Origin of the sequence: Mucilaginibacter psychrotolerans (genome assembly GCF_004519315.1) — a bacterium.
In the GTDB taxonomy this organism is placed as follows: Bacteria; Bacteroidota; Bacteroidia; order Sphingobacteriales; family Sphingobacteriaceae; genus Mucilaginibacter; species Mucilaginibacter psychrotolerans.
This window is the reverse complement of the sequence record NZ_SOZE01000004.1, coordinates 163,439-185,611: the sequence shown is the minus strand read 5'-3', so window position 1 is coordinate 185,611 and position 22,173 is coordinate 163,439. Positions and strand designations below refer to the sequence as shown.

19 protein-coding genes are annotated in these 22,173 nt (G+C 46.0%); 14 read left to right on the top strand and 5 right to left on the bottom strand.

Translation table 11 applies throughout. From position 1 onward, the window contains the following. Positions 1 to 36: 36 nt before the first annotated feature. From E2R66_RS06395 to E2R66_RS06370, 6 genes are all read left to right on the top strand, one after another. On the top strand, positions 37 to 1,446 hold the full coding sequence (locus E2R66_RS06395) for an O-antigen ligase family protein (protein ID WP_204985874.1): 1,410 nt from the start codon (positions 37 to 39) through the stop codon (positions 1,444 to 1,446). A 24-nt stretch (positions 1,447 to 1,470) separates the two neighbouring features. Then, entirely contained in the window at positions 1,471 to 2,085 is a 615-nt protein-coding gene (locus E2R66_RS29195; protein ID WP_133227707.1) for an acyltransferase, read from the top strand. A 15-nt stretch (positions 2,086 to 2,100) separates the two neighbouring features. Next, on the top strand, positions 2,101 to 3,438 hold the full coding sequence (locus tag E2R66_RS06385; protein WP_133227709.1) for a lipopolysaccharide biosynthesis protein: 1,338 nt from the start codon (positions 2,101 to 2,103) through the stop codon (positions 3,436 to 3,438). Beyond that, on the top strand, positions 3,435 to 4,673 hold the full coding sequence (locus E2R66_RS06380) for a glycosyltransferase family protein (RefSeq protein ID WP_204985873.1): 1,239 nt from the start codon (positions 3,435 to 3,437) through the stop codon (positions 4,671 to 4,673). The genes E2R66_RS06385 and E2R66_RS06380 overlap by 4 nt, the downstream gene beginning before the upstream one ends. Positions 4,674 to 4,684: 11 nt before the next feature. Continuing rightward, positions 4,685 to 5,872 (top strand): glycosyltransferase, encoded by a 1,188-nt coding sequence (locus tag E2R66_RS06375; protein WP_133227711.1) that lies wholly within the window; start codon positions 4,685 to 4,687, stop codon positions 5,870 to 5,872. A gap of 110 nt (positions 5,873 to 5,982) precedes the next feature. Further along, a complete protein-coding gene (locus E2R66_RS06370; RefSeq protein ID WP_133227713.1) occupies positions 5,983 to 8,622 on the top strand; it encodes a non-ribosomal peptide synthetase in 2,640 nt (879 codons plus the stop codon). 92 nt (positions 8,623 to 8,714) lie between these two features. Here the strand turns inward: E2R66_RS06370 and E2R66_RS06365 are convergent, their stop codons facing one another. Further along, a complete protein-coding gene (locus tag E2R66_RS06365; RefSeq protein WP_133227715.1) occupies positions 8,715 to 10,052 on the bottom strand; it encodes a hypothetical protein in 1,338 nt (445 codons plus the stop codon). 203 nt (positions 10,053 to 10,255) lie between these two features. Here E2R66_RS06365 and E2R66_RS06360 point away from each other — a divergent pair, with 203 nt between their 5' ends. From E2R66_RS06360 to E2R66_RS06350, 3 genes are all read left to right on the top strand, one after another. Beyond that, positions 10,256 to 11,881 carry a hypothetical protein gene (locus E2R66_RS06360; RefSeq protein WP_133227717.1) on the top strand — a complete coding sequence of 542 codons (1,626 nt, stop codon included), beginning with the start codon at positions 10,256 to 10,258 and terminating at the stop codon, positions 11,879 to 11,881. A gap of 89 nt (positions 11,882 to 11,970) precedes the next feature. Continuing rightward, entirely contained in the window at positions 11,971 to 12,513 is a 543-nt protein-coding gene (locus E2R66_RS06355) for a hypothetical protein (RefSeq protein WP_133227719.1), read from the top strand. Positions 12,514 to 12,515: 2 nt separating this feature from the next. Then, the gene (locus E2R66_RS06350) at positions 12,516 to 13,289 is read left to right on the top strand and encodes a CPBP family intramembrane glutamic endopeptidase (RefSeq protein WP_133227721.1); all 774 of its coding nucleotides are present in this window, start codon (positions 12,516 to 12,518) and stop codon (positions 13,287 to 13,289) included. Between the two features lie 4 nt (positions 13,290 to 13,293). Here the strand turns inward: E2R66_RS06350 and E2R66_RS06345 are convergent, their stop codons facing one another. Then, a complete protein-coding gene (locus E2R66_RS06345) occupies positions 13,294 to 14,157 on the bottom strand; it encodes a fructosamine kinase family protein (RefSeq protein ID WP_133227723.1) in 864 nt (287 codons plus the stop codon). An 87-nt stretch (positions 14,158 to 14,244) separates the two neighbouring features. Between E2R66_RS06345 and lepA the strand changes: the two genes are divergently transcribed. Further along, complete coding sequence (lepA, locus tag E2R66_RS06340; protein WP_133227725.1) at positions 14,245 to 16,032, top strand: translation elongation factor 4; 1,788 nt, start codon at positions 14,245 to 14,247, stop codon at positions 16,030 to 16,032. Between the two features lie 82 nt (positions 16,033 to 16,114). Then, positions 16,115 to 16,996, top strand: a complete 882-nt coding sequence (locus E2R66_RS06335; RefSeq protein WP_133227727.1) for a bifunctional 5,10-methylenetetrahydrofolate dehydrogenase/5,10-methenyltetrahydrofolate cyclohydrolase — start codon at positions 16,115 to 16,117, stop codon at positions 16,994 to 16,996. Positions 16,997 to 17,076: 80 nt separating this feature from the next. On the opposite strand, the gene E2R66_RS06330 is transcribed toward E2R66_RS06335, so the two are convergent. From E2R66_RS06330 to E2R66_RS06320, 3 genes are read right to left on the bottom strand one after another with little or no spacing between them, the layout of a single operon-like run. Beyond that, positions 17,077 to 17,511 (bottom strand): hypothetical protein, encoded by a 435-nt coding sequence (locus E2R66_RS06330; protein ID WP_133227729.1) that lies wholly within the window; start codon positions 17,509 to 17,511, stop codon positions 17,077 to 17,079. Beyond that, complete coding sequence (locus E2R66_RS06325; protein ID WP_133227731.1) at positions 17,512 to 17,850, bottom strand: Rieske (2Fe-2S) protein; 339 nt, start codon at positions 17,848 to 17,850, stop codon at positions 17,512 to 17,514. Between the two features lie 6 nt (positions 17,851 to 17,856). After that, entirely contained in the window at positions 17,857 to 18,618 is a 762-nt protein-coding gene (locus E2R66_RS06320) for a Rossmann-fold NAD(P)-binding domain-containing protein (RefSeq protein WP_133227733.1), read from the bottom strand. A gap of 171 nt (positions 18,619 to 18,789) precedes the next feature. Here E2R66_RS06320 and E2R66_RS06315 point away from each other — a divergent pair, with 171 nt between their 5' ends. Genes E2R66_RS06315 through E2R66_RS06305 form a run of 3 tightly spaced genes read left to right on the top strand, consistent with a single transcriptional unit; the run spans position 18,790 to position 22,109 of the window. Beyond that, complete coding sequence (locus E2R66_RS06315) at positions 18,790 to 19,413, top strand: 7-carboxy-7-deazaguanine synthase QueE (protein ID WP_133227735.1); 624 nt, start codon at positions 18,790 to 18,792, stop codon at positions 19,411 to 19,413. A 39-nt stretch (positions 19,414 to 19,452) separates the two neighbouring features. Continuing rightward, positions 19,453 to 21,357, top strand: coding sequence for an OmpA family protein (locus E2R66_RS06310; RefSeq protein WP_133227737.1), 1,905 nt, complete (start codon positions 19,453 to 19,455; stop codon positions 21,355 to 21,357). Beyond that, complete coding sequence (locus tag E2R66_RS06305) at positions 21,357 to 22,109, top strand: hypothetical protein (RefSeq protein WP_133227739.1); 753 nt, start codon at positions 21,357 to 21,359, stop codon at positions 22,107 to 22,109. The genes E2R66_RS06310 and E2R66_RS06305 overlap by 1 nt, the downstream gene beginning before the upstream one ends. The last annotated feature ends 64 nt before the right edge of the window (positions 22,110 to 22,173 follow it).

Sequence of the window (22,173 nt, the reverse complement as noted above, 5' to 3'; positions counted from 1 at the left end):
AATAAGCTGCAGCTTAATAACTTATCAACCACGCGAATGATAATACTAATGCTGCCTGCTGCTGTGTTTGTAAGCGTGGTAGTTGCTAAAGCGGGCATTATGGGCGCCGCAGGCATTTTGGCCATTGTTGTTGGCCTGCCCGTTGTTTACGGCATTATTGCCTATCCAAAATTCGGTATTGCCGCGCTGATGGTGGTATCCTTCTTGCTTAGTTACTTGTCGTCTATCTTCCCCAGCGATCAACCTACCGGCGTTTTGCTTGATGCTATTACTTACCTGCTCATCTTCGGCTTTTTTGTAAAGAAGAAATACGATGACAGCTGGGATTACTTCAAAAACCCGATCACTTACCTGGTGCTCACCTGGCTCGGTTATAATTTCCTGGAGGCTGTAAACCCGGCTTCGCCCTCTATCCTGGCCTGGGTGTACACGGTGCGCACGGTTGGTTTTATTATGCTGATGTATTTTGTTTTCCTTTACCAGATACAGAGCATCGAGTATGTACGTTTTTTGATCAAGTTGTGGCTTTTCCTGTGCCTGTTGGCGGCCATGTCGGGTTTTCAGCAAGAGAACATCGGCTTGTTTGGTTTTGAGAAAGCCTGGTACGCCGCAGACCCGCTCAGGCTAAGTTTCCTTTTCATCAACGGGCATTTGCGTAAAGTGGCAATTTTCCCCGATCCGGTTACTTTTTCCTACAATATGGTTGTGGCATCTGCCATGTGTATTTGCTTTTTTATGCTCGATATCAGCAAAACAAAAAAAATAATACTGGGGTGTTTGATACCATTTTACCTGCTTACCATGCTGTACAGCGGCACTAGGGGCGCATATGTGCTGCTGCCGGGTGCTTTAGCACTATTGGCTATACTTAAATTCAACCGCAAAATACTTTTCTCGGTACTCACGGCAGGGTTTATGCTGGTGGTGGTTATATTTATGCCAACATCCAACGCCACAATCAAACGCTTCCAATCGGCCTTCAATCCCTCAGCCGATGCTTCATTTAATGTACGCGCAGAAAACCAGCATAAAATAAAACCGTATATCCTATCGCACCCTATTGGTGGCGGGCTTGGCTCGGTAGGTATTTGGGGGCGCAGGTTTGCGCCAAACTCTATGCTGGCCAAATTCCCGCCCGATAGCGGTTACGTGCGCGTTGCAGTAGAAATGGGCTGGATAGGGCTGCTATTGTTTTGTACGTTAATGTTTGTAATTTTATACACGGGGATCAACTATTACTTCCTGATTAAGAACCCCGAGTTGAAAGTTTACTGCCTGGCCATGGTGTTGGTGCTGTTTATTTATAATATTGGCAACTACCCGCAGCAGGCAGTAGTGCAATACCCGTCGAATATTTTGTTTTATTTAGCAGCCGCGTTGCTCAACGTAACCATGCGGTTGGATATAGCAGAGCGTAAAGCAAAGGGCGATGTTCGCATTGCATAATTGAAGCATAATTAATTTTTATAGATGTCGTTACTTTCGGTAATCAAATCTCACCCCCGTATAAAAAAATTTGTGCACTGGCTTTTGGTAAGGTCAAACCACTCGCGCCCCCGTTTATGGACACGGCTGTTTGTAAATCCGTTTTACCATAAGCGTAGCCGGCATGCCATAGTTGGCCGCTATACCCGCATGGATGTGTTTCCGTTTAATAATTTCACCCTTGGCGAATACAGCATAGTAGAAGATTTTGCAGCCATAAACAACGGCGTTGGCGATGTACTGATAGGCCACCACGTAGGCGTGGGTTTATCTAATACCATTATTGGCCCGGTAACACTGGGCAACTACGTAATGATGGCACAGAACGTTGTATTATCGGGCCTCAACCATGGCTACGAGGATATTCATACACCGCCACGCACGCAAAAGGTGATTACCAGGCAAATAACCGTAATGGATGATGTTTGGATTGGTGCCAACAGTGTGATAACCGCTGGGGTAACTATTGGCAAGCACGCCGTAATTGGCGCGGGCAGCGTAGTAACAAAAGATATACCCGAATATAGCGTAGCTGTGGGGAACCCCGCTAAAGTGATAAAAAAGTATAACTTTGGAAATGGAACCTGGGAAAAAGTTTAACGCTCATCATCCTGTATGTCGTTTTTAAAAAAGATTATCAATAAACATACGATAAACTTAGCCAACAGCGCGGCAATGCCTGTGATTGGCATGCTGGTATTATCGCTTCTTGCGCGCAAGCTGGCCCCGCGCGATTTTGGTAACTACATCTTCTTCTTGCAAACGTTTCTGCTTGCAGATATGTTCCGCACGGGCTTCCTGCAAACATCGCTGGTGAAGTTTTACTCAGGTGCCGCGCGTGATAGGGCAAACAACGTGGCGGGCTCTGCCTGGGTGGTTGGCTTTATACTTACCTTCAGCCTTGCCTTTATCGATCTGATCTTATACCTGGTAGTTAAAAGCAACAACACCGATTTGGAAGACACCCTAAAGTGGTTTGGTATAATTTACATGACCACCCTGCCCTCTGCTGTTGCCGGCTGGATTTTACAGGCTGAAGAACGTTTTGATCGTTTGTTCTTTTTGCAGATACTTAACCAGGGAGGATTTTTGATATTTGTATTGATTTCGATATACCTCAAGCATGTTAGTTTCGAAACGGTAATATATAGCTATCTGGGTACCAATATAATTACAAGTGCTGTTACGATATCCAAAGGCTGGTCGCACCTTCATACCATAAAACACAAAACGGTAGCTTCTATGAAAGAGCTGGCCAATTTTGGCAAATACAGCGTAGGTACATCGCTTGGCTCTACCCTATTGCGCAGTTCAGATACGTTTATTATTAAAATGATGTTCCCTACCGCGCTGGTGGGCATTTATTACATCCCACAGCGTTTGATGGAGATTTTTGAAATACCGATGCGCAGTTTCGTATCTACTGCTTTGCCAGAACTGTCTACCGCCGCTCAGCGGAATGATAAAGCGGCTGTAGCCCAAATAATGAAACGCTATGGCGGGCTCTTAACCGTTCTACTTTTGCCGGTAGCCGTAGGTGGCTGTATATTGGGCGGCCTGGTGATACACCTGCTTTTTGGCGACAAATTTGCCAATACGGATGCCTTTAATATCTTCCGGATTTTTATGTGCTATGTAATCATTATGCCTATTGATAGGTTTTTTGGTATCACGCTGGATATCCTGAACAAGCCGCATCTCAACATGGCCAAGGTATTCCTAATGCTGATCGTAAACGTAATAGGCGATTTTGCAGGCATTGCTATTTTTCATAACCTGTATGGAGTGGCCATCGCATCATTGTTTACCTATTATACCGGCGTACTATTCGGCTATTTTACCTTGAAAAAACACCTTGATTTTAGCCTGAACGATCTGTTTAGCCTGGGCATTGACCAGCTTAAGGAGATGAAAACCAACCTATTCCACAAAAACAAGCCAAAAACAACGTGAGCATAACCGGCAAACATATCGTTGTTTTTTCGCAGATGCAGTTTGATAACAAGCTGGAGTCGACACCGTATATTATGGCGCGGTTACTGGCCAGGGATAATTATGTGTATTTTGTAGACAGGCCCTTCACCTGGAAAGATTATTTCAACGCTAAGGATACCAAAGCCTACCAACTGCGCAAGCCCCATTTCTTCTCGGCCACAAACAGCTTCATCCAGAGCGACCTGCCGAATTTCAAGATCATCATTTGCCCACCCGTGCCTTCAATCAATATGTTGCCCGAGGGTAAGGGATATCGCATGGCTGTAAAGTTCAACGAATGGATGGTATCATCGCGCCTGAATAAAGTTTTTAAGCAGTTAGGTATTACCGACTATATCTACATCAACTCTTACAATTTTTCGTACCCGCAATTGCATAAGGCTTTATCGCCTCAACCGGCGCTCAGCGTTTACCATTGCGTAGACCCTATAATAGAGGCATATCAGTTAAAACACGGCGTACATAATGAGGAAATACTGGCTAAAAGTGTGGATATGATCATCAGTACGAGCCGCGAGTTACGCAACAAAAAATCATTCCTTAACCGCAACTCCTACTTCGTGCCTAATGCAGCAAACCTTACCCATAGCCAAAAAGCATTGGATGCAGATCTGCCTGTTGCTGATATTCTTAATGGTATTAAGAAACCGATAGTAGGTTATTTTGGCGCCATAGAACGCAGGATAGACTACGCGCTGATAAAAAAGGTAATTGCCGCCAATCCCGATAAAAGTTTCGTATTTGTTGGCCCGGTAGATGCGGGCTACGTACGCGATGGCGATTTTAGCGCGCCTAACCTTCACCTACCCGGACCCGTAGCTTACGAACAGATGCCGGCCGTGCTCAAGGGCTTCGAAGTATGCGTTATCCCGTTCAAAAAAGACGAGGTGAGCAACAACATATTCCCGCTCAAGTTATTCGAGTATCTTGGGGCGGGTAAACCCGTGGTATCTACAGATTTTAACGACGACCTGCACAATTTCACCGGCGGGCTTGTACCCTATTGCAGCACAGCCGAAGAATTTACAGACGCATTGAACACGGCTTTGGTTGATCCTCAGACTATTGAAAAAGTGGCGCAACGTATAAATATTGCCGCCAATAACACCTGGGAACACCGTATTACCGATATAAAACAATTATTAACCGAAGGATTGGCGAAAAAGGCGAAAACCTTTAATAAATTTGATTAAAAAGGCTTAGAATGGAAATTATTAAAATCATCTTCTCTGTTATTTTCAGCATTATATTCGTCTATCTGGGCATTTATAGCCTTTACCTTTTTGTTTTTTCGGTAGTTGGTAAGCTCATCATCAAAAAAGCGCCACCAATGGCTACGGCTTACAGCAAATTTGTGATATACATCTGCGCTTATAAAGAGGATGCCATCATTCTAAATTCTGCTGAGCATGCGCTGACTATTAATTACCCGCTCGATAAATTCCACATATGCGTCATTGCCGATTCGCTGCAGCCGGAAACCATCGCGAAACTTAAAGAAATGCCTTTGCAGGTGGTAGAAGTAGTTTTTGACAGCAGCACCAAATCAAAAGCCCTGAATGCTGGCATCGCGGCCACGCATGAAGACTTCGATGCCGCTGTGGTGTTCGATATAGATAATATTGCCGCGCCGGATTTTCTTACCCAGATCAATAATTATTTGCAGGCCGGCGACAGGGTAGTACAAGGCCACCGTGTAGCTAAAAATACCGAGACCCCCGTTGCCATTTTAGATGCCATAAGTGAGGAAATAAATAACCATATCTTCCGGAAGGCGCAGCGTGTTTTCAACTTATCTGCAGCTATAATTGGGTCGGGCATGGCTGTTGACTACCGGTTATTCAAAACAACCATGGCTGATATAGATGCGGTGGGCGGTTTCGATAAAGAGATGGGGCTGAAATTTACCCGTCAGAACATTCATGTGGCCTATGCAGATGCTGCATTGGTGTACGATGAAAAAGTAAGCAACCCCCAGGTATTTAAAAACCAGCGCCGCAGGTGGCTTTCGGCACAGTTCAACCTGCTTAAAACCTACTTTTGGACCGGTTTTAAAGAATTGTTTGCGAGAGGCAACTTCGACTATTTTAACGAGATATACCAAACCGCCATATTGCCCAGGATACTCATGCTGGGGCTTATGCCGCTTATGCTTTTGGTGTCGCTGTTGACCCCGGGCGTTGGCCCATCGTGGCAAATGTGGCTGGCGGCAACTGCTTTTTGCTATATAGGCATACTGGCCGCCGTGCCTGGGCAGTTTTTCAACGGCAAACTGCTGGGTGCGGTATTAAAGATACCATTAATATTTTTTACGATGTTGGCCCTGTTATTCAAACTGAAGGGTGCCAACAAAAAGTTTATCCATACGCCGCACAATACGCCGGGAGCCTAAGGGATTATAGCTAACAGGTGTGGGCTGTAGCGTGTGACAATGTGTTAAATCATTAAATTTGAATTGTACGGTTTTAGCAAATTTACCCCCTGCTTACCGCTAATGATATTATGAAAGCAAAGATTTTAAACAACACCGAGGTAGATTATCCAAAGGAAAAGGCCCTGTTTGAGCTTTTTAATGAGAGCGCGCAAAGCTTTACAGATAAAATAGCGATCCGCTTTCATGATCGCTCGTTGACTTATGCCGAGGTTGCCAATACCGCTAACCGTGTTGCCGCCCTGCTGGTACAAAAAGGCATCAAAAAAGGCGATATCATAGGTCTTGCGCTGGATCGTAGCCCCGAGCTGATCATCTCGCTGCTGGCCATCATGAAATCCGGAGCTGCCTACGTGCCGCTGGATCCTGAATATCCAAAAGACCGTATCGAGTTCATGCTGGAAGATTCGGCAGCCAAAATATTGATCACATCAGCTAAATATGCCGGCCACTACGCCGCCAATACTATTGAAGTGCTGATTGAGCAGGCCCTTGCAGATGCTGCCCCGTTACTGCCCGAGCAGCCAGCGGCAGGCGTAACCGGTGCAGATTTGGCTTACATCCTATACACATCCGGCTCAACCGGCAAACCAAAAGGCGTGCAGATTGCTCACCATAGCCTGGTGAACTTCATGCTCAGCTGCCAAAAGAAACCGGGCATTACCGCTGCCGATAAAACCCTGGCCGTAGCCACCATTTCATTCGATATTGCGGGCTTAGATATATACCTGCCGCTAAGCGTTGGCGCAGAATTGGTTATTGCCGATTCACTCACCGCCAAAGATGGTCGCGCCGTGCTGGATATCGTGCGCACACAGGGCATCACCATACTGCAAGCCACTCCCTACACATGGCGCATGATGCTGGAAGTAGACTGGAACGAAAAACTGCCTATAAAGGTATTCACCGGCGGCGAAGCGCTGGCTAAAGATCTTGCTGCCAAACTTATAGAACGCAGCAGCGAGGTTTGGAACCTGTATGGCCCTACCGAAACGACCATCTATTCGGTAATAAAACACGTTACCGATGCTGAAGATGTTACCATTGGCTGGCCGATAGACAACACGCAGATACACATTGTAGATGAGGCTATGAACGACCTTACCGATGGAGAGATCGGCGAGATACTCATAGGCGGCGACGGCGTATCGTGGGGATACCTGAACCGCGAAGAACTTACCGCCGAAAAATTCATCGATAACCCTTTCTCTAACAAACCCGGCGATAAGATATACCGCACAGGCGACCTGGGCAAAATTAGGCCCACAGGCGAGATTGTATGCCTTGGCCGTATAGACCACCAGGTAAAAGTGCGCGGCTATCGTATTGAACTCGGCGAAATTGAATTTAACCTGGGTAAGCAGGAGGATATAAAAGAAGCCGTGGTAATTGCCCGTGAGGACACGCCGGGCTATCCGCGATTGGTAGCTTATTTGTTGCTGCATTCGGGCGAAACGGGGCACCCATCGGCGGCCCAACAGGATGCCTGGCAGAATGCCTTACTGGCCGAACTGCCGGAATACATGGTGCCCGATGATTTCGTACTGCTGGACGTAATACCATCAACGCCCAACGGCAAGATTGACCGCAAAGCACTACCGAAACCCGATTATAGCCACATTGTGCGTTCAGAAGCTTACGTAGCGCCACGCACCAGCAACGAAAAAATGGTGGCCGATATCTGGCAGGAAATGATGGGTCTGGATAAGATAAGCATGGTAGACAATTTCTTCCAGTTGGGAGGCCGTTCGTTGGTAGCCGTAAAAATCATGGCAAAAATTGAGGAGCAGACGGGCAAACGTCTTCCTCTGGCTACGCTCTTCGAGCATTCAACCGTGGAAAGGCTGGCAGCCCGTTTAGATGTAAACTCAGAACTGATCACCTGGGATTCGTTAGTGCCAATAAAACCGATGGGTAGCAAGATGCCCTTATACATCGTACACGGCGCAGGCCTCAACGTATTGCTATTCAATGCATTGGCCATGAATATGGACAATGAACAGCCGGTTTACGGCTTGCAGGCAAAAGGTATAAACGGTATTGACGAACCATTGGATGTAATGGAGGAAATTGCCGCCAATTATGTGGAAGAAATCATCAACCACGACCCGGTTGGCCCTTACGCCATTGCAGGCTACTCGTTGGGGGGAATGATAGCCTACGAAATGGCCAAGCAAATGCTGGCCATGGGCAAAGACGTAAAAATGCTTGCGATGTTCGACACCTATGCCGACCAAACCAAAATACACACGCCACCGCTTAAACGCAAAATAGGCGATCTTTGGTTTCTTGCCAAACAGATTGCCTATACCCCCGTTCTGTTCATAGAAGACCCAAAACGTACCATAGAATACAAAAGCCGCGAAATTGGCCGCAGGATAAGCAAGATCTATAAAAAAGCTTTCCCGCATAAGGTGAAGAAGAAAGAAGGCTTTGCTGCTTATACCGACGATATACACGAGAAAAGCGAAACCGCACAGCGCAATTATTTGCTTACCCCGGTGGATATCAAATTAGAGCTGTTCCGCGCTAAAAAGAAAACTTTTTATATGGACGACTTTAAATACCTCGGCTGGATACCTTACGCCCTTAAAGGCGTTGCCGTACACGATATCCCCGGTGAGCACAATACCATCTTCGCCCCGCCTAACGATAAGCAATTTGCACGTGTACTACAGGAATGCCTGGACGAGGCTGCCAAAGTGAAGTAAAGCACGACATTAGCCTTAGCTCATTCGGCGAGGCGTGTTGAAATAAGCTATAAAACGAATGCCCCGACCTAAACTAGTCGGGGCATTCGTTTTTATTTCAGGGTAAGTTTATAAACGCGATCTGCCCGTACGGAAATTACCGAACCATCCGGTTGTTGGTAATCGAAGCGGGCGTAAACGTCCGAGTCATCCTGTATGAGCTTGCTTTCGCCGGTTTTTAAATTGAGCGAATAGTAGCCATCAATGTTTACCCTGGTATCGTAAGGGAACCATTGGTAATAAATAACAACATCGTTTTTGATATTAAATATAATGGGAAGAGAAAAGCTTCTGCCGTACACGTAATCGGATTGAAACACCCGTACACCGCTTTTATAAGCATTAAAACCAGACAGGGGATCACCTGCCGCATTTTTTAGATAGCTGGAAGTAAATACATAACCGGTAGCATCATCAACATCAAGCAAGCCGGAGTTAGCATCTAAATTGATAACGTTTGAGAAGGCACCATTACTGGTGTTCACCAACATACCGTTGTATAAGATATGCCCGAAGCTATTTTCGTAAATGCGCGTAAAGTCGAAATCATTAAGCGGATATTGCACACGCGATAAATCCCCCAGGTTAATGAGCGATGCCGTTTTCGCCGTATAAATAGGGTTGACAACCAGCACATGGTTATTGATGACGCGTGAAATACGGCCGTATCCCGAAGAAACAAAATCAACGAACGAATACCTGTGCGTATTCACATTGTAGCGCGCCAGCACTGCCTGGTCGTTACCACCTGCCGATGTTGCCGGCACGTTTTCGGTGCTGTTGTCGCCATATCTCAATAATTCATCATCGGCTATAGCGCGTATCGGGCCTGATGTAGGGTTAGTGCCAATATCTTCAACGCCCAGTGTTTGCAGGTTGATGCGTTTCAGGTAAAGGGTATTAGCTACGTTGTCCGTAATAAACAGATAATTACGGGAAGGAGAAATATCAAAAGCATTTGTCCCCAGACTTTGGTGCAACTGCAAAACCTGCTTGTAATTATAAGCGCTGACGTATTGATGGCTGTAAGATGGGATGGTATAATGGTAGATCGTATCGGTAGCGACGGCAGCCTGTACCACAAAATTGTACGCTACGCCCGGTTTAAACGGATAGGTAACCGTGGCCGAAGATACGCCGGAGTTCTCGCTGGTTACATCTGCCACCACAAGCGTAGCAGTGTCTTGCTTTAAGATAATTTTTGATGGCGTTTTTTGTAATTGTTTCGAAAAGGAAATCTTTAATTGGTTATCGGCAAGGGGCGCAGCTTTAAAAGCGATGAGCCCGGCGTCTTTTACAACGGCTTTCGTGGCAATAAAGGGTTTGGGTGTATTATCCTTTTTACAGGAAGCAATTAGGGCAACAAAGAATAAAAGATATAGGTTTTTCATATAAGAAGAGGTTTTAGCAAAGGTTGGAATAATAAAAAGCACTAAAGTTTAAAGAATCGTTAAATTTTAATGCTGTGAACGGCGGACGTACAACCTTCGTAACTATTTTGCGTAAAAATTACAACTTCGCAAATCATGCCGTTACCTTCATTTAATACCAAACCAAACTTGTTCCCTTCTTTATGAACTTATTCTTTAATGTCATGCGGACTATTCCTGCATTTGTGGCCGTACTCCTTCTATCGGGATGCAATCCTAAAGCTTCAAAAATACACGTCGCAAAAATTGCAGCACCTATACCCGAAGGGAGCACGATAAACTTACGAAGTTTCCCTGCCGAAGTTGAGGGCGTGCCGCTGCGCAACATGTTCGGTGTAAATGGCTACGAATGGAATTTTTTGGAAAACCCAGCCGCTCCCAAAGAGCGGGGCCATATTTACGAGGATAATATGGCGCTCATCAAATGCTTCAGCGGGCTGCGGCATTACATGAACTGGAACAAACTGGAAAATACGCAAGGTAATTACACCTTCAACCCTACCAATAACGGCAGCTGGGACTACGACCTCATATACACCCGTTGCAAACAGGATAGCATACTGGTTTTGGCTAATATGAAGAACCTGCCGGTATGGATGATGAACACCTACCCTGCCGAAGACCGCAATGATGAGAACGTGCCTGTTTTTTACGGTGCCGACATTGCTTCGCCAGCTTCGTATGTGGTACAGGCTCGCACAGCTTTTCAGTTTGCGGCGAGGTATGGAGCCAACACAGCAATCGACCCCAAATTGGTTAAGGTTGATACGCGCCCGCGGTGGGCAGGCGATAAACCCAACCAGGTAAAAATAGGCCTTGGCCTTATCAAATACATTGAATGCGGCAACGAGAACGACCGCTGGTGGAAAGGCGATAAAGCAACCCAAACACCCGAGCAATATGCCGCCAACCTATCCGCCTTTTACGATGGACATAAAGGCACCTTGGGCAACAACGCCGGCGTAAAAACCGCCGACCCTACCATGCAGGTATTAATGACCGGATTAGCCACGGCTGATGTAAACTACCTGAAACGAATGGTTGCCTGGTGCAAAACCAACCGTGGTTACAAGCCGGATGGCAGTATTAACCTTTGCTTCGATATCATCAACTATCACCTTTATGCTAATGATGGTAGTGTGTTTACGCATACCAAAGCTACTACCGGCATCGCCCCGGAGCTGTCTGATGCTGGGCGTGTTGCAGACAGCTTTGTTAAATATGCCGATAGCCTCCCCGGCAAACCCGAAGTTTGGGTAACCGAAACGGGATACGATATCAACCCCGGCAGCTACCAGCGCGCGCCGGCTATCGGTAATAAATCGGCGTTGCAAACACAGGCCGATTGGATATTGCGCAGCTCGCTGCTGTATGCAAGGCATGGTGTAAAAAGGCTTTTCTTCTATCAACTATTCGATGCCTTCGCGGGTAAAGAGGAGCAATACGCCACATCGGGCCTTGCCCAAAGCCCCAAACGCCGCCCTGCCGCCGACTATATTTTACAAACCCGAAAATTGTTAGATGGCTACGTCTACACGGGTACTATCGGCAAAAACCCGCTGATAGATAAATTTGAACAAAATGGTAAAGTAATTTACGCTGTTACCATTCCCGAGCAATCCGGGCAGGTGCGCACCTATACCCTGAATTTCGGCGCCGAAAAAACGATTGGAATTTACAAACCCAAAGCGGGTGCCGAGAACATGGCGCAGAGCGTTGTTAAAGCTATAAACGGAAAGCTAACCCTGCAGGTAAGTGAAACACCACTATTCTTGCAGTTAGGTGATTAATCGCGTTTACTCCCGATATATTTTTTGAGTGCTTTGTGTATATCATATGAAGTGATTATCTTAGAGTATCTTGAACCGTAGATTATCACATGGAAAATTCAGCCACTATCACAGCCGAAACCGACGCTAAATGTGCGTCGTGCTTTACCAAAGTTGCCACCGAAGACGTATTTTGTACCAGTTGTGGTTACCCGTTAAAGGGTACCGAAAGCGAGCAACGCAGCTTTATTGCTCGCCAGGAGGTTAACAACCTCGACTATGCCGATTTTAACCAGCAAATAAAAAAAGCCGGTAACAGCCTTTATTACCTGGCGGGTATATTCACCCTCAGCGCAATTATCAATTATTTTAGATTTCAAGACAATCCCGATACGATATCAGAAGTGATCATTATACTCATTCTGGCATTCTTATTCCTTGGCCTTGGGGCTTATAGCTCTAAAAAGCCGCTTGTATGCCTTGTTTCCGGGCTGGTGCTATATATTATTGTGCAAGTGTTACTTGCCATTGATAACCCTATCAATATCGTAAGCGGGATTATCTTTAAGATCATCATTATTGGTTACCTTATAAAAGGGATAAAATCTGCGCTCGATTTTGAGCAATTTAAAAAAGAACATAATATCGTATAGCTGTGCTCTCCGAGGAAACAGTTATCGAGCCAGTACCGCTGCTGGGTAAAAAAGCCTGTATCAGCTGCACCGTGCTTATTGATAGTGACTGCAAATTTTGCAACAGTTGCGGCGCAAGGCAAACTCAGGTCCAGGGGGCCAATACTGCGGAAAAATGGCAGCTTTTGCAACAAGGAGGCGTATTCTTCGGGCTAACTTTGATAGTTTGTTGTTTAGCCAAGTTTGTAGATGCCCTTCAGAATTTAACTTCTTTAATTATCATAGACGCCTTTTTGGCGATAGGCACGGTGGCATTTTTTGCCACGGGCTGGCAAGAGAATAAGAGACTTTTACACTGGCCTAATTTTTCTATCCAAAAGCTGTCCCTCTATTGCGGTATAGCTATGGCCGGTGCATTTTTGGTACATTACTCTGTTACATGGTTAAACATCACTATTTTTTCAAAAGAGGAAAGTTATATATGGGGGTTTATTGGATATCCTTACGCTAAAGTTCTGTTGATATTTTTCACGGCCGTAACCCCGGCCATCTTCGAGGAATTAGGTTTTAGAGGATACCTGCTGCAAATACTGCTAAAGGTTGCCGACGAACAACAAGCTGTTTACATATCTGCTTTCCTGTTTGCCATAATACACCTGAGTTTCCTTTCTCTTTTCTGGCTCATACCTTTTGCCCTTTTCATTGGCTACATGCGTGTGAAAGAGCATACCCTTTGGTACGGCATATTCTTCCACTTTTGCTTTAACTTAACCGCCTGCCTTTTCGAACTGCTTTAGCACGTTATAGGTAGCTTTTAACGTAACTCCGCAATTGCTGTACATACACACCGCCAAACAAGTTCACATGCACAAGCAATGGGTAAAGGCTCCACAGCTTCAGCCTTTGTTCAAAGCCTTTGGCTAAGGGAAAATGATATTGGTAAGCGTCGTAAAACGCAGCTCCGAAACCACCGAAGAGCATCGTCATGGCGATATCCATTTCGCGGTGGCCATAGTACACTGCCGGATCGATCAAATATGGCTGCTTGTTTTTATCGATGATGAAATTCCCGCTCCATAAATCGCCGTGCAGTAAAGCCGGTGCTTCTGGTTCAAACAGGTCGGGCAGGTTGTTGTATATTCTTTCAAATTGTAGGGTGTCTGCTCGTGAGAGCTGACCATTGTCTACTGCAATCTTCAATAAAGGCTGCAGCCGTTCCGCTCTATAAAAATCGCTCCATTCTCCGTGTATCCTATTGCTTTGCTGCAATGAGCCGACGTAATTATCCTCGCCTAAACCAAACAATGGCATGGTATTGCGATGCAGTTTCGCAAGCCCCTCGCCCAGCTTTGCCATGGCCGGGTTGTCCTCCCTCCCTGCTTCTATCCAATCCATCAGCAAAAAGCTATACCCGGCTGCTTCACCTAAGGCAACTGCGCGCGGTACATTGATGGCACCTGTTTCGGCTATGGTGCTCAATCCCTCTGCTTCCCTGTTAAACATATCCGGAAAACGCGAGGCAGAATTGATTTTAATGAGGAATGGGCCACTACTGGTTTGCAGGCAGTAAACCTGGTTGATATCGCCGCCGTGCACAGGTTCTGCACGTATTATTTTTTTGGACAATACGGTTTCGGCCGAAGCAATAATCTCTTGGTGTATCATCAGGCATCTTTATTAAGCATCAGTAAGTTAGCAAATCGCCCAAAAGCATGCCAAATTATCCGCACAAAAAGTTATTTTTGCGGTTGAATGAAGCACATACGTAATTTTTGTATCATAGCGCATATCGACCACGGCAAAAGTACCCTTGCCGATAGGTTGTTAGAATACACCAAGACGATCACCCAGCGTGAATCGCAGGCGCAACTGCTTGACGATATGGACCTGGAGCGCGAGCGCGGTATCACCATCAAGAGCCACGCCATACAGATGGACTACGAACTTGATGGCCAGAAATACGTGCTGAACCTGATAGATACTCCTGGGCACGTAGATTTTTCTTATGAAGTATCGCGCTCTATAGCTGCCTGCGAAGGCGCATTGCTTATAGTAGATGCAGCACAAGGCATTCAGGCACAAACCATATCCAACCTGTACCTGGCGCTGGAGAATGACCTGGAGATTATCCCCGTACTCAATAAAATGGATCTCCCCGGCGCTATGCCCGAGGAAGTGAAAGACCAGATTGTAGAGCTGATTGGTTGCAAACGTGAAGAAATATTGGCCGCATCCGGCAAAACCGGTATGGGCGTATTTGATATTTTGCGTGCCATTATTGAGCGCGTGCCCGCCCCCGTTGGCGACCCAGATGCACCTTTACAGGCATTGATATTCGATTCGGTTTATAACTCTTTCCGTGGTATTGTTGCTTACTTTAAAGTAGTAAACGGCGAGATACGCAAAGGCGATAAAGTGAAATTCTTCGCTACCGAAAAGCAATACATTGCTGAAGAAGTTGGTACGCTGAAACTTAAACAGCAACCAAAAGATGTTATCAAAACCGGGGATGTGGGTTACATCATCTCGGGAATAAAAGAATCGCGCGAGGTAAAGGTTGGCGATACCATCACCACTATCGCCCGCCCTTGCGAAGGCGGCATACAGGGCTTCGAAGAAGTGAAACCGATGGTATTTGCGGGTATTTACCCCGTGGATACAGAGGATTACGAAGAGTTGCGCGAATCGATGGCAAAGCTTCAGCTAAACGATGCTTCGCTGGTTTTCGAACCGGAATCGTCTGCTGCGCTTGGTTTCGGTTTCCGTTGCGGTTTCCTGGGGATGCTGCACATGGAGATTATCCAGGAGCGTTTGGAGCGCGAGTTCAATATGACTGTTATCACTACCGTGCCCAACGTATCGTACATTGCTTACAACACCCGTGGCGAATCTATCATCGTAAACAACCCATCGGACCTTCCAGACCCAAGCAAAATAGACTTTGTAGAGGAGCCGTATATTAAAGCTACCATCATTACCAAATCTGATTTTGTTGGCCCGGTAATGTCGCTTTGTATACAGAAACGCGGGATGATCATGAACCAGTCGTATTTGACATCCGACAGGGTTGAACTTACCTTCGAGATGCCAATGGGCGAAATCGTATTCGATTTTTACGATAAGCTAAAAACCATTTCAAAGGGATACGCCTCGTTCGATTACCACCAGATAGGTTACCGCCAGAGCGATTTGGTTCGTCTGGATATCAAACTGAATTCGGAGCCTGTGGATGCGCTGTCGTCGTTGATATTCCGTGGTAACTCCTACGACTTTGGCAAAAAGATCTGCGAGAAATTGAAAGAACTATTGCCACGCCAACAGTTTGAGATTATCATACAGGCATCTATCGGTGCTAAGATCATCGCCCGCGAAACGGTTAAAGCCATGCGTAAAGATGTTACCGCCAAATGTTACGGTGGTGATATTTCGCGTAAACGTAAATTGCTGGAAAAACAAAAAGCGGGTAAAAAACGCATGCGCCAGGTAGGTAACGTAGAGATACCACAAAGCGCGTTTATGGCGGTATTGAAACTGGATTAATTTAGAATCAAGAGACCAGAATCAAGATATAAGAGTTTTTATTTTTTGTCTTGATTCTTGCCTCTTAAATCTTGACTCTCACATGCAATTACTCGACGGAAAATACGTATCAGAAAAACTTAAGGTAGAGATAGCCGAAGAAGCAGCCAAAATATTGGAGCGCACCGGCCGCAAGCCGCATTTGGTTGCAGTTTTGGTTGGGCACGATGGCGGCAGCGAAACCTACGTGGCCAGCAAAATGAAGAATTGCGAAAAGGTGGGCTTTAAATCGAGCCTGGTGCGTTACGAGGATGATGTTACCGAAGAAGAATTGCTTGCCAAAGTAGCCGAATTGAATGCTGATGCAGATATAGATGGTATCATTGTACAGCTCCCCCTCCCAAAACATATCGACCCTGAGAAAGTAACCGAGCGCATAGACTACCGCAAAGATGTGGATGGTTTCCACCCGGTGAATTTGGGGCGCATGCAGCGGAACCTGCCCTCGTTTATCCCTGCTACGCCTTACGGCATCACCCTGATGCTGAAAGAGTACGGTATTGAAACCGCCGGCAAGCATTGCGTGGTAGTTGGTCGCAGCAATATTGTAGGTTCGCCCATGAGTATACTGATGGCGCGCAACACGCAACCAGGCAACTGCACCGTAACCATTTGCCACAGCAGAACGCCAGATATCAAAAAATTTACGCTGGATGCCGATATCCTTATCGTAGCCATAGGCAAAAAGAATTTCATCACTGCCGATATGGTTAAGGATGGCGTAGTAGTGGTTGACGTGGGCATGAACCGCGAAACCTCTACCCAAACCAAATCGGGCTTTAAATTGTACGGCGACGTAGATTTTGATGGTGTTGCTCCAAAAGCTTCATGGATAACTCCCGTTCCTGGTGGCGTAGGTTTGATGACCATTATCGGCTTGCTGAAGAATACATTAAGCTCTGCTAATAAAGAGGTTTACGTTTAGTGAGTGGTGAATAGTGGGTAGTGAGTGGTTGTATAGTTTGTAAACCATTCACTACACACCAATCAACCACTCACCTGCCATCAAGCAACCAACTCCGCCGGTACCCGGTGATTTTCGTTCTCATCGTTCCAGGCCATGGAGCTTACACGCCAGGTATCGCCATCTTTTACGAATTGCATATAGTTGATACCGCGCGGCATTTTGCGGGGCGGAATCTCTGCAAAACTGTACTCGTAAACACTGGTTCGTTGCGCAATCTTGTCGAATATCTCTGTTTTGGAACCTATCTCCCGCTGCAAAAATTGCTTAAGGTCTCCAATAGCTATCTGCGATTCAAGCGCCTTCAGGTAACTTGCCGTTGAAAATGCAATAGGCTGGGCAAAAGTGTTGTTGATCAGTATGCCGCCTTCGTAAAAAAACTTACGCAGCTCAGCCAATTTGGGCGGTTTAGCATTACGAAAGCTGAGCGTGTGGTACAATTCATAGGTGAGCAGGTCGATAGCATTGGTTTCCATTTATTTGAGCGCTTGTTTTAGTTTATCAAAAAAGGATTCTATCCCTACATAAACCTCCTTACCTTTCACCTTAACCGGATAGCATTCCACGTAATCATTCTGCCCCGGACTGCCTTTACCTGTTTGCAAATCGTAACTGAAACGGTGGTACGGGCAAACCAGCTTGCCATCGGCGCACCAGCCGCTGCTCAAATCCTCACGCGCATGCGGGCAGGTAGCGCCAAGTGCAAATAAACCACCCTCATACCCAACTATGCATATACTTTTACCTGCAACCTTTACTTTTTTAATGAATGGCTCGCCATTTGGCGTAACGCCATCTACGGGGTACCATTTCATAATAACCTAAAAATCAATCTTCAAATTCATCAGCGAGGGGTTTTTCATCACCTCATCCATGCTGGTAACCAGGGTAACGGTATGCCTGTCGGCAGACAGGATAGCCTTAGAGCCATTCATTTTTTTTACAGGTTTCGCAAAACGTAGCACCACTTTATAGGGCATATCTATCAGCATAGCTTTTGCCATGGCAAATTTGGCCCCTGCTTTTTTCAGGAACGCAGCAAATTTCACCTTATCTATAATTCGATAAAACTTGTGGGGCGTAATGTCATAGTTATAGTAGCTTTGCCCATTGATGAGCGGCTGCGGGTCGAAACCGCCCGGCTGCTTATTCTTGGTCATCTGGCTCAGGTCGCCGTTCATGGATATATTGTTGAGGTGCTGCAGGTAATATTGCAAATCAGCCGCGTTTCTGGCCTCATGCTTCACACTCACTTTCATGATGTTATGCTTCAGGTCCATTTTCACGGCCAGGTCGCTGCCCTGGGCCATCTTTATTTCCTCGGCATTCATTTTATTGGCAATACTATCGGGCAGCGCATTATAAAAATTGAGGGTAGTATCTTTAACCAGGTTGTATTGAGGCGTTTCGCGCACCGAATCGGTCATCAAATTGGCCAAAACCGAAACCGCTTTACCCATATCGAAGCCGTATAAAACGTTGCAGGAGCCATCGGATTTGAAATCATAGCGTTCTTCGATGTCTACGCAGGAGCTTAGGCAAAACAAAAGGAAAAATACAAACGGGAAGTATAATTTCTTCATGCCCTGGGCCAAATTTAGTTTACCCCATAAAGCTAACGCCAAATAATGATATATAAAAGAGCATCAACCAATTAAATAGCAAATTTTAATCACACACCTTATCACTGTAATATCACCTTTTGCCTTCGCGTTTTAAGCTTTGCCCATAAAAGCCTACCTTTGCGCCCTATTATGGCACATCAGGTTCCGGACGACGGCACATTGCTTCCTTTAATGGAAGAATTTTATACGATACAGGGCGAAGGATACAACACCGGCAAAGCCGCTTACTTTATCCGCCTGGGCGGCTGCGACGTGGGCTGCCACTGGTGCGACGTTAAAGAAAGCTGGGACGCAGAACTGCACCCGCTTACGCTTGCCGATACCATAGTAGCCAACGCCAAAGTGCACCCTTCTAAAGCCGTAGTGGTAACCGGCGGCGAACCCCTCATCTACAATTTAGATTACCTTACCGCGCAACTGCATAATGAGGGCATCCGCACGTTTATTGAAACCTCGGGCGCGTACCCCCTATCCGGCGATTGGGACTGGATATGCCTCTCGCCAAAAAAGTTTAAAGCACCTATGCAAAACGTTGCCGACAAAGCGCACGAACTGAAGGTGATCATCTTCAATAAATCGGATTTTGAGTTTGCCGAACACAATGCTAAACTGGTTGCGCCCGATTGCAAACTGTATCTGCAGCCCGAGTGGAGCAAAAACAAAGAAATGGCTCCGCTTATTGTAGAATATGTGATGAATAACCCCCAATGGGAGGTTTCGCTGCAAACGCATAAATACTTAAATATCCCTTAATTGTGTAACTTAGCTTATTGATTAACCAATCAACAAGCGATGCGCATTTTTTACCTGCTTGCCGTCTTCGTATTACTATCCCCCGTGTATGCGTTTGCCCAGCAAAGGCAATATTCTACTACGGACAAGGAGGCTATTAAAAACTTTGCGCTCGCCAACCAAAGCCTCGACGAACACTTGTACGATGATGCCATTGTCCAATTGCAAAAAGCGGTGGATAACGACGGCAAATTTGTAGAAGCCCATGCATTGCTGGCAGATGTACTTCACTCGCGCGTGCAAAACAAGGCCGCAATACCACACTATTTAAAGGCGATAAGCCTTTCGCCCGAGTATTCGCGTTCGGTTTATCTGCGCGTGGGCGATGCCGAAGTGAGCGAGGCACAATACGTTGCGGCCAAGCAGCACCTGGAAAAGTACATCACCTACCCTAACCTGGTTGCCCGCGACGAAGCTTACGCCCGCAAGTTGCTGCGCGATTGCGAATTTGCCATAGATGCCCTTAAACACCCGGTGCCTTTTGTACCCATAAATATGGGCCCCGAGATAAATACCGCTGCCGATGAATACCTGCCAGTAGCAACGGCCGATGAAGGCACGCTAATATTTACGCGCAAAATAAACAGTAACGAGGATTTTTATAAGAGCGATAAGCTAAATGGCAAATGGAAAACATCGGTTTACTTGAGTGATGCGATCAATACGCCCACATATAATGAGGGGGCACAATCCATATCTCAGGATGGCAAATACTTATTTTTTACCGGCTGCAACCGACCCGATGGGCAGGGCCGCTGCGATATATATATAACCCAGCGTAAAGGCGACGACTGGGGCAAGCCGTTTAGCCTAAGCGCACCGCTGAACAGCGCCGGCTGGGAAGCGCAGCCCAGCATTAGTGCAGATGGGCGCACCATTTATTTCGTAAGCAACCGCAAAGGCGGTTACGGCGGTTATGATATTTGGAAATCGACCCTTACGGATAAGGGCTGGGGTACCCCCGAAAATATGGGGCCAAACGTAAACACTGTTTATGACGAGCAGTCGCCTTTTATCCACCCCGATGATAGCACCTTTTATTTTTGCAGCAACGGCTGGCCGGGCATGGGTGGCCGCGACCTCTTCATCAGCCGGATGGCAAAAGATGGTAAATGGCAAAAGCCTGTAAATCTGGGTTCTCCTATCAATTCCAGTGGCGACGAGAATGGCCTCACGCTTACCGCAAACGGCGCTTACGCCTTTTTCTCCTCAAATAATTTAAACGGTTTTGGCGGCTATGATATATACACTTTTGAACTGCCACTAAGCCTGCGGCCTAATATCGTCACTTACGTAAAAGGCAATATCAAGGATATCAAAACAAAGGCACCGTTGGAGGCCATCATCGAAATCATCGACCTGGAGAAAAACATGCCCGTTTACCAGGATTATAGCAGCGAAGATTCGGGTGAGTTTTTGGCTACGCTGGCGGCTGGAAAAAATTACGGCCTCAATATTTCGCGGCAAGGGTATTTATTCTACTCGGATAACTTTTCGCTTATAGGGCATGCACCAAAAACGGCATTTAACATATCGGTGTTGCTATCGCCAATAGAAATTGGGGGCAAGGTGATATTGAAGAATATCTTTTTCGACACCAATAAGTTCGACCTGAAGGTAGAATCGAAAGCGGAATTGCAAAAGCTTGTCGAGTTTCTAACGCTTAATCCAACTGTCCGTATAGAGATATCCGGTTATACCGATGATGTAGGCAACGACGCTACAAACCAGCTACTATCAGAAAACCGGGCAAAATCGGTATATAGTTACCTTACCTCGAGCAATATAAACGCGGCCCGCTTAGTTTACAAAGGCTACGGCAAAACCGAACCTATAGCGCCCAACACATCCGACGATAACCGCGCCAAAAACAGAAGGACGGAGTTTAAGATTATTGCTAAATAATGCAAAGGCTGTTTTCGAAATTTGCATTGATAACGCTGCTATGCATTTCTGTAACTGCGAGAGCGCAATTGACAGACAGCCTCGTATTTGAGTCGTTACAGGAAATAGATACGATAGATGCAGAGCAGATGCGAAACTACGCTGACCTGATACCCTTTACCGGCGGCGATGTACTACTGGCAAAAGCAGGGGGCGAAGACCATTATCGTTTAATACAAAAATATAGCCCGGACAGCTGGATAGTTTACGAATTGCCCGAACAACCTACAAACACCGCCGATTGCGTGATAAGCGGGCAGTTTATTATCTATCACCATCAACATGGGAATAGTACCCGAACCTCGACATGGTGGATAGAAGATGCTTTTGTTATCGATACACACAATCATGCGTTTTTCTCCCTGGAAACCGGTTATAAATTAGAAGTATGGGATGACCCACCTGTGAGGAGGAAAAAGGAAACCGACAAGCAATACGAAAAACGGGTAGATAAATCAACGGAGGTAAAATACATAACCAATTGCCTGGGCAGCCTTACCATTAACGTTAACATCTTAACGGTATCGCGTAAATGCAAGATAAATGGATTAAACATCTCTCCCATACGCAAAACCAATAATGAAGATTGGCTGCTGCAGGATGTGGGTACATACCGATACAAATACGGCGTGTTTTACAGAGTAACAACCGTTGCATCCAAGCCCCAAAACGGAAAATCCGCATTTAAAACTTCAAAAAAAAACAGCCAATAAAAAAGTCCAAAACAAAAAGCAATAAATGCTTTTTGTTTTGGACTTTTAGCTTTAAGCGAAAAAC